We start from the raw sequence: 13,934 nt of genomic DNA, 5'->3' as shown, positions 1-13,934 counted from the left end.
CTCTACCGGCTACCCATGTGCCGCAACAACGCCTCCATGTCGCTCGGCGCAAGACCCGCCGCTACCGACGGTTCCTCCTGTAGATCAGCAAGCTGCTGCACCGTAGGGTCGTCAAGGATCTTGCCCATGAACTCAAGCTTCTGGTCAAGCCGGACCTCAACGACCTCATCGATCGTGTTACGCGCCGCCAGCACCGTGACCCGAGTGTTGGTGTCTGGCGCCAGGCCCAACCGATGGATCCGGTCGAGGCTCTGAAGGAAGCGTCCAGCCATGAAGTCGCGGTCCACGTAGACGGCGTCATGGCAGTCGTGGTGCAAGCTAATGCCCTCGCCCAAGGTGGCGGGGTTCGAGATCAGCACCATGCAGCTGGGGTCCTCACGAAAGCGGCGCAGCTGTTCGTCCCGGTCCGGCGTGCCACCGTAGACGACCGCCGGACTGTACTTCTCAAGCATCTGAGCCATGGTCGTCAGACTGCGTACAAACGTCGTCCACACCAGCGTCTTACGGCCCTGCGCGGCATTAGCAGCAACGATCGCGACCGTTTCTTTGTACTTGGGCGACAGCTCGTAGTCAGGCAGGTTCTGCATGAGCGAGTACAACGAGCTGCCAGTGGGGATCTCCATCGGTGGCAGTTGGTAGGCCAGAGGCTCGTACCGACTTCCGCCCTCCAGAAGTAGCGCAGGGCTCGTTGCCGCCATCAGCAGGCGCAGCGCTGTCTTACCGAGAGAGCTGAGGTCTTCCCGGGCTGCGCCACTGCTCATACCTCCCACCAGGGAGCTGTAGATCTCGCTGTGCAGGGCCGGCATATCGACGTACCGCATACGCAGTTCCATCGGTGGAAGACCGAGTTCGTCCTTGGTCGTCCTGGTGAACAGCGGCCTCAGAACCGTACTCGCGTAGGCGAGGTCCCCGCCCGACACAGCTTGGACGACCGTGCGCTGGCCGTGGCCGGGCCAGACAAAGCCCAGGAGGTTCTCCAGGTCCTTGGAGCCATTCGGCGCCGGCGTTCCAGTGAGGATCAGCCGCCGTTCCGCCAGCGGGCCGAGCGCCATGCATGCAGCACCATACGTTCCACGTGCACCGAGCTTCATCCGGTGGGCCTCATCGAGAATGATCATCGATGGACCCGCTCTCAGCCAGCTGGCCAGCATGGGCAGTGAGCGGTCGAGCCGCTCGTAATTGACGATCAGCACCTCTGCCCATTGATCCAGCGATCCGTCAAGAACATGGGTACGCAGGGGGTAGCTGAAGCACACGGCGGTTTCGTAACGCCACGACTCGTACGCTGACTTGGGGCAGACAACCAAAACCCGCGTGACCTTGCCCTGGGCCTTCTGAGCCGCGTACACAGCGAGCGCCACACGGGTTTTGCCCGCTCCAGGCACACTGAAGTTCGCCCCGTGCCCAAGTGAGAGCAACTTCGCGATATCCCTGCGCTGAAACTGGCTGAGTTCAGCTTCCCAGGAGTCCCCGAGCAGGCTTGGGACTGCTCCGGGATCTACCTCGCCACGCGTAGTGGAACCGGCCAGTCGCTCACTGACCGCATTGGCGTCCTGGACCACGCCGGCCACGAGGCTCCGCAACTCCGGAGCCCATTCCACGCCCACGGGATGTGGCCAGTTACTGAGGGCACCCAGGTCTGCGAGGAGTTCATCTAGAGCGATGGAGGCAGCGAGCGGGCCCCGCTGGCCACCCGTGCGGAAACGGGCGACCAGCTGAACAAGATCCTGCTGGTACTGATCACTGGTCCTGAGGACTACGCGCGTGCGCGTCTCGTCGAACCCTAGGTGCAGGGACGTTTCCGTTGCACTCTCCGTCACTGGAGGCCCTCCGCAGCGGCAGCCGCAAGGAGCCAGGAAACCCCATCGCCGGGGTTCGCAATGCCACGGCCAGCCTGCTGGGCAAGCTTGCGGAGACTACCCCGGAGCTTGAGCACAGCCTCGTCAAAGGCCTCTTCATCGAGGCTGTGCGAAGTTCGGGCCTGAACTAGGTCAGTCACGCACTGGTCGATGTTGGCGCACGCGTCGGCAAGGCGTGCCGGCGCCAGCTGCTTGCGCTTGCGGACCCGGGCATCCCGTCCGTGGCTGTCGATCGCCCGGTCGAAAGCGTTTTTCGCCTCGTCGAGAAGCGTCTGGGCCTTGGCCTTCTCGCTGTCGGGGAGTTCGGCCTTCGCGGTGCGGACCGTAGCAGCGGCGCGAAGAATCTTGTCATTCAGCGCCCGGGCCGCCGATACAGCAGACGAGGCAGCGGGGACCTCCAGTCCCAGCCCGGGAATGGACACCGCCACCGGCTGTGAACCGTCCGCCCCGGTTGCCGCCAGGTCCACGGGCAGCTCCCGGCTCAGGTACTCCTGCTCCAGGAAGTGCTCATCGATGTGCCGGACATCCGTCTTCGAGAAATCCAGGAGGATCGCGGCCAGCCGCCACTCCTTAAGGACCTCGGCCTGATCACGGTCCATAGTTTCCAGCTTCAGATACAGCCGCTGAAGCTCCTTGAGACGCTCCTGGGCACCTTCCCAGTCGACCAGCCGCAGCGCCACTCCCCCGCCACTCTTGCTGCGGTCGTTCAGCTCCTTGACCGTGCTGAGAATCCACCGCTCCTGATGGTAGGTCGCCGTCCTGATCCGGAACTCCTTGGCGATCTGCTCGGGGGTCCGGCCCAGAGCTGCCTGTTCCTCCATCGCAAGCAGCCGGTTGATGTACGAGTAGTCCCGCCGCTGATCGAGACGGAGCTGCAACGCCAGCTCGACAGCGTCAATGTCCGCCTGAGTGAACGACGAGGGCAGCACGCCCACGCGCATCGACTGCACGCCAAGTTCTCGCAGCGCGACGGCACGCGTGTTGCCGTTCACCAGTACCCCGTGGTGCGTGACAAGGCCTGGATCGTTCTGGCCGAACTTCTGCAGATCTTCCTTCAGCTTGTCGAACTCGACGTCCCGCATCTCCGGGTTGGTCGGCCGGGCCTGCAGCAGGACCCTCAGGTAGTCTTGGCCCTTATCGCCATAGGGATCCTTGTCAAGGATCTCGTCCCGGGCAGGGTCGTGGCTGCGCTGGGCACGGATCCGGTGCGTTCCTGGATTGAGATAGAGGCCGCTGAGGGGGAGATCGATCACCTCGACGTGCGCCTGCTGCCCACTCCAGTCGACCGTGACGGTCTCCCGGGTACCTCCCGCCGCCTTCACCTCCTCCAGCCTCTTCTTGATCAGCTCGCTGAACTCTGCCGCGCGCGGCGGCGGCGGGAACTCCCGCACCATGAACTTCCCCGTCCTCTTCTTAAGCGATGTCGTCGAGGGCCTGAGCCACGGCGGCACGAGATTCCTGCGGCAGGGTCCGGTAGATACCCCAGACCTTTTCGATCGGGCTGATGGACCGCTGGTCAGCGGCGATCCACTTGGCGAAGAGCTGCTGTTCCAGCGGGGCAAGATCCTCTACTAGGTCCAGGAGCGCCCCGAGGTCGACCTCACGGTCAGCTCCACCGCCGACCCCACACCTCTTGCACTCGGTGATGAGCTGGTAGGCAACCTCCCCATCAGCGTGGAGCACCTTCCGGCGGGCCACATTCAGTTTGGCCGTCTCGATGCCGCCCCCGTCCTCGTAGGCTTCGCCGGCACCGATGCCGCACGACCGGCAGAGGTTGTTGTCCTCGTGGAAGACTTTCGCGCGCTGCGCGGCGGTGATGCTGCTCTTGTGCTTCGGCGCCTTCGACTTGCCCGGAATCCAGACGTCGGCGCCCTGTATCACGAAGCGCTGCTCCTGCTGCAGCAGGGAGGGGTCATCCCGGCTGGTGTCGAGCCGCCAGCCATGATCGCGAAGATCCCGCAACCGCCTGTCGATCTGAGCGACGTCGGGAAAGGCCTCACGCAACTGCGCCTTAGTGAAGATGTTCCCCACACCCACAACCTCGACCAGCCACCGCGCCCCCCGCGCCATGCTTCCCAGTTCCTTGTTCTGCCAAGACGGCAGTGTCATCGGCAACCTCCAGTCAGTCCTGTGGCACACCTCTACACAACCCACGCTGCAACAACAGAACACCCGTAGGCCTGCATCCCCCGCCTTCGGGTGGCCCGTTCAGTCTGACACCACGGCCCGATCGCAAGTCCAGTGAAGGAGCCCATGCTCAGAAAAGAGCAAGGGCCGGCTCTGAACAGCCCGTGAAGAATTACGGGAACCTGACTTGGGCCGTGGAACGTCAGAGCACTTCAGACGGGCATCCGGTAGCAGTCGAGCACGGACTGGGCGGAGCAGAGAGGCAGCGGTATATGACACAGGGCGGCGAGGTCGCAGCCGAACTCGGCTGGGTAAACAAGGAGTTGCAGGATGACGTTCCTCCTGGCAGGCGAGCTCTCGCCATAGCCCTTCAGGGCCTCTGCTATCACCTCAGACCTGAAATATCCGCTACATCAGCAGGAAAGCCGCTATCTCAGACAAGCGCGGCAACTCGCCTGTTCAGCAATGCGAGTTCGCTGTCCCGCTTCCTGAGCGGCAAAACCATCCCGGGCCCGGAGTTCATCGAGAAGCTCCACAAGGAAGCTTGTTCAGACGCTGGCGGTGCCGAAGAGGCTGTCGGCGTCACCTTGGACGAGTTGACAGACCTGCGAACCAGAGCCGCAGCCGAACGGCGCTGCCACACCTGCGCTGCGCTGAGCAAGCGAATCGATTCGCTCACCAGACAGTTGCACGCTGCCCAATCGGATTGCGCCAGCCTCCAGGAGAGGGCCGCGGAACTGGTCTCGATGAGACACAAGGTCGCGACCCTGGAGGCAACCATCACCGAACTCGACGCGACCAGAGCCGGCTTGCAAGCACGTCTCGCCGCGCATAGTCCGAGAAAACCGCTGCCGGTCCCCCGCCGCAAGGGGGACCGGCAGCGGATGCGGAAGGATGTGGCCGCCGTACGCCAGCTGGCAGAACAAGCCAAGGAGATGCACAGGGAGGGCAGGCAAGACGCCGCGCTCACCTTGCTGCGTCAGACAACCGAAGTCCTCAGTCCCGTCGAGACAGCCATCGTGCTGCGCCTTCTCCGGCAGCAACAACAGGATCGCCTCGCCGACAACTTGATCCACATCTACGGCCGCGACCAGGCCGAACACGACATCATGCAGGTGGCCATAGAACTCCATGAACAAGGCAGCCCGGATGATGCCGGCGCGATCCTCCGTGCCGCGCTTCGCTGACCCGCCGGCGCTGACGTGTTGGGTGGCACCGCAGGGGACTCGTGCTGGCCGCAGCGCCTCCACCCATCTGCCGACGGCGTACTAAGCAGCGTCCGCTTCCGCCTCATAGTGCATCTGCGCACGGTCGAGAATGTCGTCCGGATCATTGCCGCGAGCGGCTGTCCAGTGGAGGAGGTCTGTGACCAGCTCAATGGCCGACTCCTCAAATCCTGTGCCCTTCCGGTCGCCCCGCAGAGCGGTTGTGCCGACGACTCCCTGATAGCTCTCCAGAACTCCAACGGCTCGTTCGATACGCCCACATGCCCCAGTTCGGTTGAGCTGGATCTCGCACCAGACGGCCTTGCCGGCCGCCATCAGCACCGTTCCCCAGTCCACCGCAAGGCCTCCAATCAGATGCAGACCGCGACCGCACTCCTGATCGCAGCTCTCAGCCTTGAGCTCCGGGGCCATACGGCTCTTGTCGTGGACTTCGACGCGCAGGCGCTCGCTCCGCCACTCGAGGATCAAGGTCGCTGCCACACCTTCGCCGACGTGTTTGATGACGTTGGTAGCGAGTTCCGTGACAAGCAGTGCCACTTCGTCGGCGGCGACAAGCATCCCCCACTGGTCGAGCTGCGCGATGGCCGCTTTCCGCAGCAGGCGGACCTCCGCCGGCGCTGCCTCGAAAGGCAGGACACAGCGGGGTCGGGGTTCGGTGACTTCGCAGCCGAGCATGGAGACTCCTCCCTCCCAGCCACGCACATGCTGCGCCTGCCGCATCCGTGCGGCTGCATTGCGTAGCGGTCTGCCAGCGAGCATGACATAGAGAACTCTCACTGTGTAACTTCTCACGAGAACCCATCGAGTGAATCTCGCGGTGGGCCAACGTTCACGCTGTCTAGCCTGAACAGGTATCCGGGTCTGCGCCCGGGCCAGCACAAGGAGCCTCATGTCCGGACGCACTACGACACGACGCCGCCAACTCGGCGCGATGATGCGCAAGTTGCGCTCCCAAAAGGGACTGACCCTCGAGGAGGCCGGTCGGCTCGTGGGCGTGTCCAAAGCAACGGTGAGCCGATACGAAACCCAGGCAGGGCCGGTCAAGTGGATCGTGGTCGATGCGCTGTGCCGTGAGTACGAGGCAACTGAGGCCGAGCGGAACGCGGTTGTTGCCCTCGCCAAGGACGCGAAGCAGCAGGGCTGGTGGAGTTCGTTCGCCGACTCCATCCCCGAGAGCATGAACCTGCTGCTCACCCTTGAGGATGAGGCCGTACGCGAGGATCACTTCTCGTGCGTCTACGTACCAGGCCTCCTGCAGACCCGCGCTTACAGCACGGCCTTGCAGAGGGCGAACGAAGTACCTCTCGAATCAGCCGAGATCGATCGGCTCGTGGACATCCGCATGAAGCGCCAAGAGGTTCTCGCCCGCCCGAAGCCGCCACGCTTGTGGGCGATCCTTGATGAGTCCGTGATCCGTCGCGTCGTCGGGTCGCCCCACATCATGAAGGAACAGCTCGATCGGCTACTGGAAGCGAACGAGTCTCCCCACATCACGCTTCAAGTACTGCCCTTCGCCAGGGGAGCACACTCCGCAGCCCTCGGCAGCTTTGTGATCATCGGCGGCACCGAGCAAGCCCTTGATGTCGTCTACGTCGACTTCCACACGGGTTCCCTCTTCCTGGAGAAAGAGGAGGAACTGGAGAGATACCGACTTGCGTTCGAGTACCTCCGCGCACAAGCGTTGGACATGGAAGCCTCCTCTTCCATGATCCATCGCGCCCGCAAGGAGCTGTAGATGTCCACCACTCCCCACCCCGCCCCCGACTTCGCCTGGTTCAAGTCGTCATACAGCGGAGGCAACACGACTGAGTGCTTGGAGGCTGCCTTCACTCTGTCCGCGGTGCTCATACGGGACTCCAAACAACCGGAGCACTCCCATGTTGTCGTACAGGGGAAGACCTGGGCAGGTTTCTTGGCCGGCATGCTTCGCGCTCAGTGAAGGCGAGGACCGCAACCCCGTTTCAGTGAATCCTTGGAAGGCGCCCGCTAGACCGACGTTCAGGAGAGACTGCGCACATCCGCAGGTGAAGCCAGGCAGTTCCTGCGCCGGACAGCGGCACCCACGACAGGAGGCACGTCAGCGGCGGCGGTGCCGCTCGTCCTCACTCTTCTCCAGGGCCGCCCGTTCCTGCTGCCGCACTCCCTCGCTGTCATGCCAGGCAGCCTTCAGGCGACGCAGCGCAGTGATGGCCCTCTCCGCCTTGGCCGACAAGGCGGGAACCTGGTCGAGGATGTAGCCCACCACGAGGCTCCCACCCCAGATCGCAGAAACCGCTGCGGTAGCCCAGCCAACCGTTTCCATCAGACCGTCTGACCTCCCCGATCAAGATCTGCCGGACGTCGCCGGACGTTGACGGCCACCAGAATCGTTTCGCCGAAGGTACACGAGTTCGAGCCGTCACCGCCACGAGGTACAGTCGGCACCACACCCAACGAGCCGGACAGGAGGAAGAGATGACGGAAGAGCGTCCCGTGCGGCGGTCATCGAAGGTGAGGGTCGCCGAATTTCTGGCTACGGTGGGCGAAGGAAACGTCTTTACAAAGCTGCAGCTCTTTCAAGGCGTTCCCGGGGTGGCACAAGCAGATCGCCGCATGCGCGATCTTCGTGAACTGGGCTGGCAGATCGACAACTACAAGACAGATCCGCGCCTCCAGCCTGACGAATACCGGCTAACGGCAACAGGAACCCGTATAGACCTGGGAGAAAGACCGAAGGAACCTTCACGGCCGCGGATCTCCAGCGCCCGCCGCCGTGAAGCCCTCGAAAGGGCCGATTTCGTGTGCCAGACCTGCGGTACTAGGGCTGGAGAATTTTACGCCGACGACGAGGACCAACGGGCCATACTCATCGTTCACCCAATTGACCCGACCCCGCCGATTAGCACGGAGCTGTCGAACCTTCGCGCGGAATGTCAACGCTGCACCGCTGGGATCAGGGGGTCGGGTAGAGCTTTGCCGACCCTTGACGAGGTGCTGACGCACGCATCCGCTCTCAGCAGCCGCGAGGACAGGCGTCGGCTCTACCGGCTCATGCAGTCCGGGCGGCCAGAGCGCGACGACGTCGAGGTGGTCTTCGCTGAGTGGCTTCGGCTTGGGCGTGAGGACAGGGTGAACATCATGCTGAAGCTTGCAGGTCTGCTGATCGAGGAAGACTGATGTAGACCCTGGACTGAACAGCCGAACTCCAACAAAGCCCACGCATGCATGTCTGCCGAAGACACCGGCCGCATGGCACGAGAACTCATGGAGCCCCAAGCCGAGTTGATGGGCTAGGGACTCCCCGTCCAGGTTGGCCGCGCGCTGCCGCCAGCCCATCCGCTCGCGCGAGATCGTGTCCTGCAACGGCGCGCCCAGCTCAGGGAGACCGGTCAGCCGTTTCGCCAACCGAGCTGCCTGCGGCTGATCCGCTGCAACGCCTCGCGCCAGGGTTCCCGCCCCGACACGTGCCCTACCTCGCGAGCCCGCTCAGCGAGGCGCAGCGCCGCTTGCATGTCGCCATTGGTCGCCATGCCGATCACCGTGCCCAGACAGCTCCCGCGATCTGGCCTACGCCACGATCGGCTGCACCAAGGAATGAACCGCGCCGATTCGGGCGAAGTCGTAGATCACCACACGCCAAATCACCGGACGCTTCAGCCCGCCGCGCCGGTAGGCTTTCTGCATGGTGAATGCTGATTCGAAGGTGTCGCTCACCGGCATCAAGCCCACTGGAGAGCCGCATCTCGGCAACTTCGTCGGAGCCATCAAGCCGGCGTTGGAGCTGGCCGGCGGAGCCGAATCGATCTACTTCATCGCGGACTACCACGCGCTGACGTCGGTACGCGATCCGGAGCTGCTCGCTCGATGGACCCGGTCGGTGGCAGCCACCTGGCTGGCGGCAGGACTCGACCCGGAGCGCACGATCTTCTACCGGCAGTCGGATGTGCCGGAGATCTTCGAGCTGCACTGGGTTCTCTCGTGCTTCAGCGCCAAGGGGCTGATGAACCGGGCCCATGCCTACAAGGCCGCGCGGGACCGGAACCGGGACGCCGGAGTGGAAGACCTCGATGCCGGGGTCAATATGGGACTGTTCAACTACCCGGTTCTGATGGCCGTCGACATCCTGATCATGGAGGCCGACCTCGTCCCGGTCGGCAAGGATCAGCTGCAGCACGTCGAGTACGCGGCTGACATCGCCGGAGCCTTCAACGCCGTCTACGGCGACAGCTTCCGGCTGAAGATCCCCAAGGCCGTCGTGCCGACCGAAGACAGCGGCCGCACCCTGCCCGGCACCGACGGGCGGAAGATGAGCAAGTCGTACGGCAACACGATCCCGTTGTTCGCCCGCGAAGCGGAGCTGCGGAAGATCGTGCGCCGGATCCCCACCGACAGCACGCCGGTGGAAGCGCCGAAGGACCCCGACACCTCCCCCGTCTTCCAGCTGCTGGCCCACTTCGCCAGCCCCGGGACGACAGCTGAGGTCCGTGCCCGTCTGGAGGCCGGCGGCATGGGCTGGGGTCAGCTGAAGGACGAGCTCTACACCGTGCTGAACGAGCAGTTGGGGCCGCTGCGCGCGCGGTATGACGCGCTGATGCAGCCAGGCAGCGAGCTTGACGAACTGTTGGCCATGGGGGCAGTCAAGGCCCGTAGGCGGGCTCAGACTGTGCTGGAGCAGGTGCGCAAAGCCACTGGAATCGGGTGACCATACGGCGGTCAGCCGCTGGCGGCTACCGCCTGAGCCACCTGGTCGGCTGCATGCCAGGCAGTGGTCCACTTGCCCGGCAGACAGACGACCAGGTTGGCTACCTGGCCCCACCCGGGTGAAGGGTTACTGAGGTCGACCACGAGCGCTGACGGGTCGGGCTGGACACTCGCTGGCTCGGCGACGTGCCCCCACTTGAGGCGGAGCTTCTCTGCCGGGAGAGCAGGCCAGCGCCTGGAGAGCGATGCCGCGAGACGGTAGTGCTCCTTGCTCTCGTCGACGGGATCCGCCACGCGACCCGGCAGCGCGACGTGGAGCCCGTTCGGCTGTGGGCTGAGCGCGAGCATGTCGCCGTCGAGCCAGTAGGTGAGCAGGTGTTGTCGGTTCGGGCCCTCCAGCACGCCGTACGGCAGGCGGCTGACGGCGAGGGGATGCTGGATACCGAGCAGGTCGAGCAGGCCGGCTGTTCGATGCCCGGCGGCCAGGACCAGGGTGCTGGGCCGGTAGTACCCGAGGGACGGGTCCCGCAGGACGACCTCGTTACCGGACAGCACGGGAACGCACGACTCAGAAAGGGGGAAGATGACGCCGAGGCCCACCGCGTGCGCCTGGGTCCTGGCCTGCAAGGCCATCACGTTCACGGAGATGTCGGGCAGGGCGAACGCGGCAGCCGGAGCAGGGTTCGGGTGGATGCCGATGTGGTCCAGCTCCGCTGCGGGCATTGGACGTACGGGGATCCCGAGGCTCGACCACGCCAGCGTGTATCGCTCGACCTCGCGATGGTTGGTGAACAACGCCAGTCCGTGCGATCGCAAGGTCTCCGCGTCGAGCAGACCGAACCACCGGCTCCGGTGCTGCCAGCAGGCGGCTGCCACCTCAGGAAGCACTGGGGCGTAGACGGCGCCCGAGTGGAGCTGGCCGAAATTCTGCTGCGACGCGCCGACGGCGCCGTCACCGTGGCAGCGGACACGGTGACCGTCCTCGGCCAGCCGCACTGCGGAGGTGAGGCCGGCGAAGCCTGTGCCGAGGACCACAGTCTCAGGGGCGATACGCATGGTCTTCCTCCGATGGATCGGGGGCGGGCTGGGTACTGGCGATGACGGTCCGGGCGCGCGGCATGTGCAGGCGCCTCTCGAACGGGCGGAGAAGCTGGTCGGGCGCACGGTGGTGGTCGACACGGGCCCGGATCTGCGTCGGAAGGAGGGCCAGGCGCTCACGACTGGCCCGGCGGTGCGCGGTCAGACTGTCCCTGCCGGTGGTTCGCGAGATGATCAGGGCGCTGACGGCGCTGGGAAGGCCAGTGAGGCCGCCCGGGGACGGCTCGTACGGGTCGCTGCTGCGGACGACCCACAGAGATCGCTGGGCCGGTTGGTGGCCGACCGCGTGCAGCACTGCGGCAGCAGCGTCGTACGAACAGCTCCCCCCGATGGTCACGCTGCCGCCGGCCGGTGGCTTGGCCGACCGTTCGACACCGACCATCTGCGGCAGGAGGACGAGGTCGATGCGGCCCAACCGGGAGTAGTGGAGGGCTTGTTCCCGCTTGGCCAGGCCGTAGGGAGTCTGCAATCCGCGCGGTGCCAGCGCGGCCGTGGTGCTGGCGGCGAGGACTCGTACCGAGCGCCCCTCGGTGGCGAGCACCTCCTGCGTTCGGAGAACGAAGCGAGTGGCAGCGATGATCGACGTACGCATTGAGGTGACGCTGATCCGGTCGAGCAAGAGGTCAGCGATCACGACCTCCTGCTGACCGCAGAGGACCTGCCGGAGCGCGTCGAGTGCGTTTGGCCATCGGGAGGTCTCGGTGAGGTCAGCGCGAACCCAACTCGAGTGTCGTTCCGCAGAGTCGCCGGGCGGGTTCCGCGAGATGCCTATGACGGGGGAGCGCTGCGCTCGGAGCTTGGGGAGGAGGTGCCGACCGAGCCGGCCGGCACCTCCCAGCACGATGTACGTCGGTTCGGCAGTCACCGACCGCACTCCCGCCAGATCCCGGCGTAGGTGGCGAACGTCTCCGCGAACCGCTGTTTCGTCAGCTGCCAGCCAGCGGGCTCCCGCCTCCTGTGCTGGTAGGCGGCGCGCGCCTGGTCGATCTCTGACATGGGCCACCCGCTGCTCAGCTCGATCGCCGAGAGCAGGGGCCGCTGGCTGGCTTCGTCGCAGGCGAGAATGCGCTCGGCGATCTCGGCGTCGGTCATTCCGAGGTGGATGCTTGAGGCAGGGATACTCTTCGACATCTTGGGGTAGCCGCCGAGACCCTCCAGGACCCGGAAGTACAGGGCGCCAAGGTCCACCTGCCAGCCCAGGCTGAGTTCGCCGGCCTCGCGCTGCCGCTGCAGGACGATGCGGGAGAGTTCGGTGAAGTAGCTCTCCTCCAGACCCGAGAGCATGAGCACCCGCGCCGCGCCTTCCTCCGCAGGCCCGAGGATGTCGGCGACCGTGTAGAGCGCGTCCACGGTGAGACCGACCTCGCTGCCGAGCAGGCCGTGGTCCTGATAAAGGTCGACCAGGTCTTCGTGGTGGTCGAGGAAGTCCTGGCGGCTGAGGAACCGGGCAATGCGCCCGCAACGCACGAGGTTGGCGTGGTCGACGTGCGAACGCAACCGCACCGGAGCACTACCGGGCTGCGAGTCGAGACCGATCGCCCGTATGAAGGCGAACATCTGGTCACGGACATCAGTGAGCTGGCTCCACGGCACGTTGCGGGAATTCCAGGCGCCCAACTCGGAGACGACCACCGTCATCGGCACGCGGAGGTAGCGCTGCAGCTCGATGACCCCAAGCATCACGGACAGGGTTCCCGCTGTGGGGGCGTTGGTGGGGCCGAAGCCAGTGACGACGGCCAGCGGTCGGTCGCTGTCCAGGGGTAAGACCTCCTGGAGCCGGTCGTGGTGGGTGAACCGGCGAGTCAGCGGGCCGAGGGTCTTCGTGACCCAGTGGTCGGTGACGGGCAGAGGCTGCGGAGTCATCGGATTCCCTTCGAGGTGGCGGTGCGAAGGCGGGAGAGAAGCCGCTGGGCCCGGCCGTCGAGACGAGCCTCGCGGACCAGCTGCAGGGCGTCGTCGTTACCAACCCCGCAGCGTGCGGTGGCGAGGATGGCCGCGGCGTTGTATTCGACGAGTTCGGTTGCGGCCGGGTCACCGTCAGGGCGGAGGGCCTCGACCAGGGCTGCGGCGTTCGAGGAGTGGTCGGAGCGGTGCCGCACCGTTCGCTGCCACATGCTGGTGGCACGCTCTCGGTGGTGTCGCAGGAGCTGTACGCCACCGTTCTGCAGCACCGCGCTGGTGCTGATCCCGACCGAAGCGAGCTCATCGATCCGCTGGCCGGGCCCGATCCGGGTCGTGACAACCCGGCCACGGGCGATGTCTGGGCGTGTGGCGTGGATGCCGAGCGCGGCGGTCTGCACGTCGTCGTGGGCCAGCCCGTGAAGGAAGGCATCGGCCGAGACGACCAGGGTTGCCGTCGGCATGAAGAAGCTCATCGGGCTGAGGAAGTCGAACCGGCCGTCGTAGCGGGCGGCATAACGCGGGCAGAATGAGGCGTAGTCGACGAAGGCGATGCCGTACGCGGCAACGTACTCCGGACTGCGGGCCGGCTCCGACAGCACGGGAAGGCCGAGCGCCGCCAGAACGTCGGACGAGCCCGAGACAGCCGAGACCGACGAGGAAGTGCCCTTGACGACGTTCACCCCGCTGGCGGCGGCTAGCAGACTGGCAGCCGTCGACACGTTGAACGTCTTGAAGGTCTCTTTCCCGCTGCCCGAGACGATGATGGTGCCGTCCGGCACGGACACAGGGCTCGCGAGGAAAGCCGCGAGCTTCTCGTCGAACGAGACGACCTCCGCCCAGACCCGCGAAAGCAGCACCGGGCAGAGACCCTCACCGCTCAGCAACCGACGTGCCCAGCGGCGCCAGCTGTCGTCGGCGTCTTCTCCGCTGCTGCGAAGAGCCTCCGCGAACTGCTGCACGTCGCCGGAACACGAACCGTCCACAGCTGCGCTCGTGTCCGGTCCGGCCATGGCGGTGTCGATGACGAGGTGGCTGTTGCCGA

General features: G+C 65.3%; 14 protein-coding genes and 1 pseudogene. 5 read left to right on the top strand and 10 right to left on the bottom strand.

The window, feature by feature from the left end; genetic code table 11:
* Window positions 1-2: 2 nt before the first annotated feature.
* The 3 genes from PV396_RS21680 to PV396_RS21670 are packed head-to-tail and all read right to left on the bottom strand — an operon-like array spanning window position 3 to window position 3,968.
* Window positions 3-1,820, bottom strand: a complete 1,818-nt coding sequence (locus PV396_RS21680; protein ID WP_319206911.1) for a DEAD/DEAH box helicase — start codon at window positions 1,818-1,820, stop codon at window positions 3-5.
* Entirely contained in the window at window positions 1,817-3,253 is a 1,437-nt protein-coding gene (locus PV396_RS21675; protein ID WP_319206908.1) for a hypothetical protein, read from the bottom strand. Before PV396_RS21675 ends, PV396_RS21680 begins: the two co-directional genes overlap by 4 nt.
* Before the next feature lie 19 nt (window positions 3,254-3,272).
* Window positions 3,273-3,968 (bottom strand): hypothetical protein, encoded by a 696-nt coding sequence (locus PV396_RS21670; protein ID WP_319206906.1) that lies wholly within the window; start codon window positions 3,966-3,968, stop codon window positions 3,273-3,275.
* A 182-nt stretch (window positions 3,969-4,150) separates the two neighbouring features.
* Here PV396_RS21670 and PV396_RS21665 point away from each other — a divergent pair, with 182 nt between their 5' ends.
* On the top strand, window positions 4,151-5,173 hold the full coding sequence (locus tag PV396_RS21665; RefSeq protein WP_319206904.1) for a helix-turn-helix transcriptional regulator: 1,023 nt from the start codon (window positions 4,151-4,153) through the stop codon (window positions 5,171-5,173).
* A gap of 81 nt (window positions 5,174-5,254) precedes the next feature.
* Here the strand turns inward: PV396_RS21665 and PV396_RS21660 are convergent, their stop codons facing one another.
* Window positions 5,255-5,887: an ATP-binding protein gene (locus tag PV396_RS21660; RefSeq protein ID WP_319206902.1), complete on the bottom strand. Its 633-nt coding sequence runs from the start codon at window positions 5,885-5,887 to the stop codon at window positions 5,255-5,257.
* A 214-nt stretch (window positions 5,888-6,101) separates the two neighbouring features.
* Between PV396_RS21660 and PV396_RS21655 the strand changes: the two genes are divergently transcribed.
* Together PV396_RS21655 and PV396_RS21650 are read left to right on the top strand one after the other, a co-directional pair.
* Entirely contained in the window at window positions 6,102-6,947 is an 846-nt protein-coding gene (locus PV396_RS21655) for a helix-turn-helix transcriptional regulator (protein WP_319206900.1), read from the top strand.
* A complete protein-coding gene (locus tag PV396_RS21650) occupies window positions 6,948-7,151 on the top strand; it encodes a DUF397 domain-containing protein (RefSeq protein ID WP_319206898.1) in 204 nt (67 codons plus the stop codon).
* Window positions 7,152-7,289: 138 nt separating this feature from the next.
* On the opposite strand, the gene PV396_RS21645 is transcribed toward PV396_RS21650, so the two are convergent.
* On the bottom strand, window positions 7,290-7,457 hold the full coding sequence (locus tag PV396_RS21645) for a hypothetical protein (protein ID WP_319206895.1): 168 nt from the start codon (window positions 7,455-7,457) through the stop codon (window positions 7,290-7,292).
* Between the two features lie 209 nt (window positions 7,458-7,666).
* On the opposite strand from PV396_RS21645, the gene PV396_RS21640 reads away from it, so the two are divergent.
* Both PV396_RS21640 and PV396_RS21635 read left to right on the top strand, forming a co-directional pair.
* Entirely contained in the window at window positions 7,667-8,368 is a 702-nt protein-coding gene (locus PV396_RS21640) for a hypothetical protein (protein WP_319206893.1), read from the top strand.
* Between the two features lie 505 nt (window positions 8,369-8,873).
* Window positions 8,874-9,893 (top strand): tryptophan--tRNA ligase, encoded by a 1,020-nt coding sequence (locus PV396_RS21635; protein ID WP_319206892.1) that lies wholly within the window; start codon window positions 8,874-8,876, stop codon window positions 9,891-9,893.
* Between the two features lie 11 nt (window positions 9,894-9,904).
* Here the strand turns inward: PV396_RS21635 and PV396_RS21630 are convergent, their stop codons facing one another.
* The 5 genes and pseudogenes from PV396_RS21630 to PV396_RS21615 all read right to left on the bottom strand — a co-directional run bounded on the left by PV396_RS21630 (window position 9,905) and on the right by PV396_RS21615 (window position 13,902).
* The gene (locus PV396_RS21630) at window positions 9,905-10,948 is read right to left on the bottom strand and encodes an FAD-dependent oxidoreductase (protein ID WP_319206890.1); all 1,044 of its coding nucleotides are present in this window, start codon (window positions 10,946-10,948) and stop codon (window positions 9,905-9,907) included.
* Complete coding sequence (locus PV396_RS21625; protein WP_319206888.1) at window positions 10,932-11,624, bottom strand: hypothetical protein; 693 nt, start codon at window positions 11,622-11,624, stop codon at window positions 10,932-10,934. Before PV396_RS21625 ends, PV396_RS21630 begins: the two co-directional genes overlap by 17 nt.
* Window positions 11,625-11,669: 45 nt before the next feature.
* Window positions 11,670-11,831: pseudogene (locus tag PV396_RS45180) on the bottom strand (NAD-dependent epimerase/dehydratase family protein); the annotation flags it as partial.
* Between the two features lie 20 nt (window positions 11,832-11,851).
* A complete protein-coding gene (locus tag PV396_RS21620) occupies window positions 11,852-12,853 on the bottom strand; it encodes a hypothetical protein (protein ID WP_319206886.1) in 1,002 nt (333 codons plus the stop codon).
* On the bottom strand, window positions 12,850-13,902 hold the full coding sequence (locus PV396_RS21615) for a hypothetical protein (protein WP_319206884.1): 1,053 nt from the start codon (window positions 13,900-13,902) through the stop codon (window positions 12,850-12,852). The genes PV396_RS21620 and PV396_RS21615 overlap by 4 nt, the downstream gene beginning before the upstream one ends.
* Window positions 13,903-13,934 lie beyond the last annotated feature (32 nt).

The organism is Streptomyces sp. ME02-8801-2C (assembly GCF_033793965.1).
Taxonomy (GTDB): domain Bacteria; phylum Actinomycetota; class Actinomycetes; order Streptomycetales; family Streptomycetaceae; genus Streptomyces.
This window is presented reverse-complemented; position numbering and strand designations above follow the sequence as displayed.

Excerpts from the sequence above, each read along its gene's own strand:
- PV396_RS21675 (WP_319206908.1), bottom strand. The coding sequence starts at position 3,253 with ATGGTGCGGGAGTTCCCGCCGCCGCCGCGCGCGGCAGAGTTCAGCGAG.
- PV396_RS21670 (WP_319206906.1), bottom strand. The coding sequence starts at position 3,968 with ATGACACTGCCGTCTTGGCAGAACAAGGAACTGGGAAGCATGGCGCGG.
- PV396_RS21660 (WP_319206902.1), bottom strand. The coding sequence starts at position 5,887 with ATGCTCGGCTGCGAAGTCACCGAACCCCGACCCCGCTGTGTCCTGCCT.
- PV396_RS21655 (WP_319206900.1), top strand. The coding sequence starts at position 6,102 with ATGTCCGGACGCACTACGACACGACGCCGCCAACTCGGCGCGATGATG.
- PV396_RS21650 (WP_319206898.1), top strand. The coding sequence starts at position 6,948 with ATGTCCACCACTCCCCACCCCGCCCCCGACTTCGCCTGGTTCAAGTCG.
- PV396_RS21640 (WP_319206893.1), top strand. The coding sequence starts at position 7,667 with ATGACGGAAGAGCGTCCCGTGCGGCGGTCATCGAAGGTGAGGGTCGCC.
- PV396_RS21635 (WP_319206892.1), top strand. The coding sequence starts at position 8,874 with ATGGTGAATGCTGATTCGAAGGTGTCGCTCACCGGCATCAAGCCCACT.
- PV396_RS21630 (WP_319206890.1), bottom strand. The coding sequence starts at position 10,948 with ATGCGTATCGCCCCTGAGACTGTGGTCCTCGGCACAGGCTTCGCCGGC.
- PV396_RS21620 (WP_319206886.1), bottom strand. The coding sequence starts at position 12,853 with ATGACTCCGCAGCCTCTGCCCGTCACCGACCACTGGGTCACGAAGACC.
- PV396_RS21615 (WP_319206884.1), bottom strand. The coding sequence starts at position 13,902 with ATGGCCGGACCGGACACGAGCGCAGCTGTGGACGGTTCGTGTTCCGGC.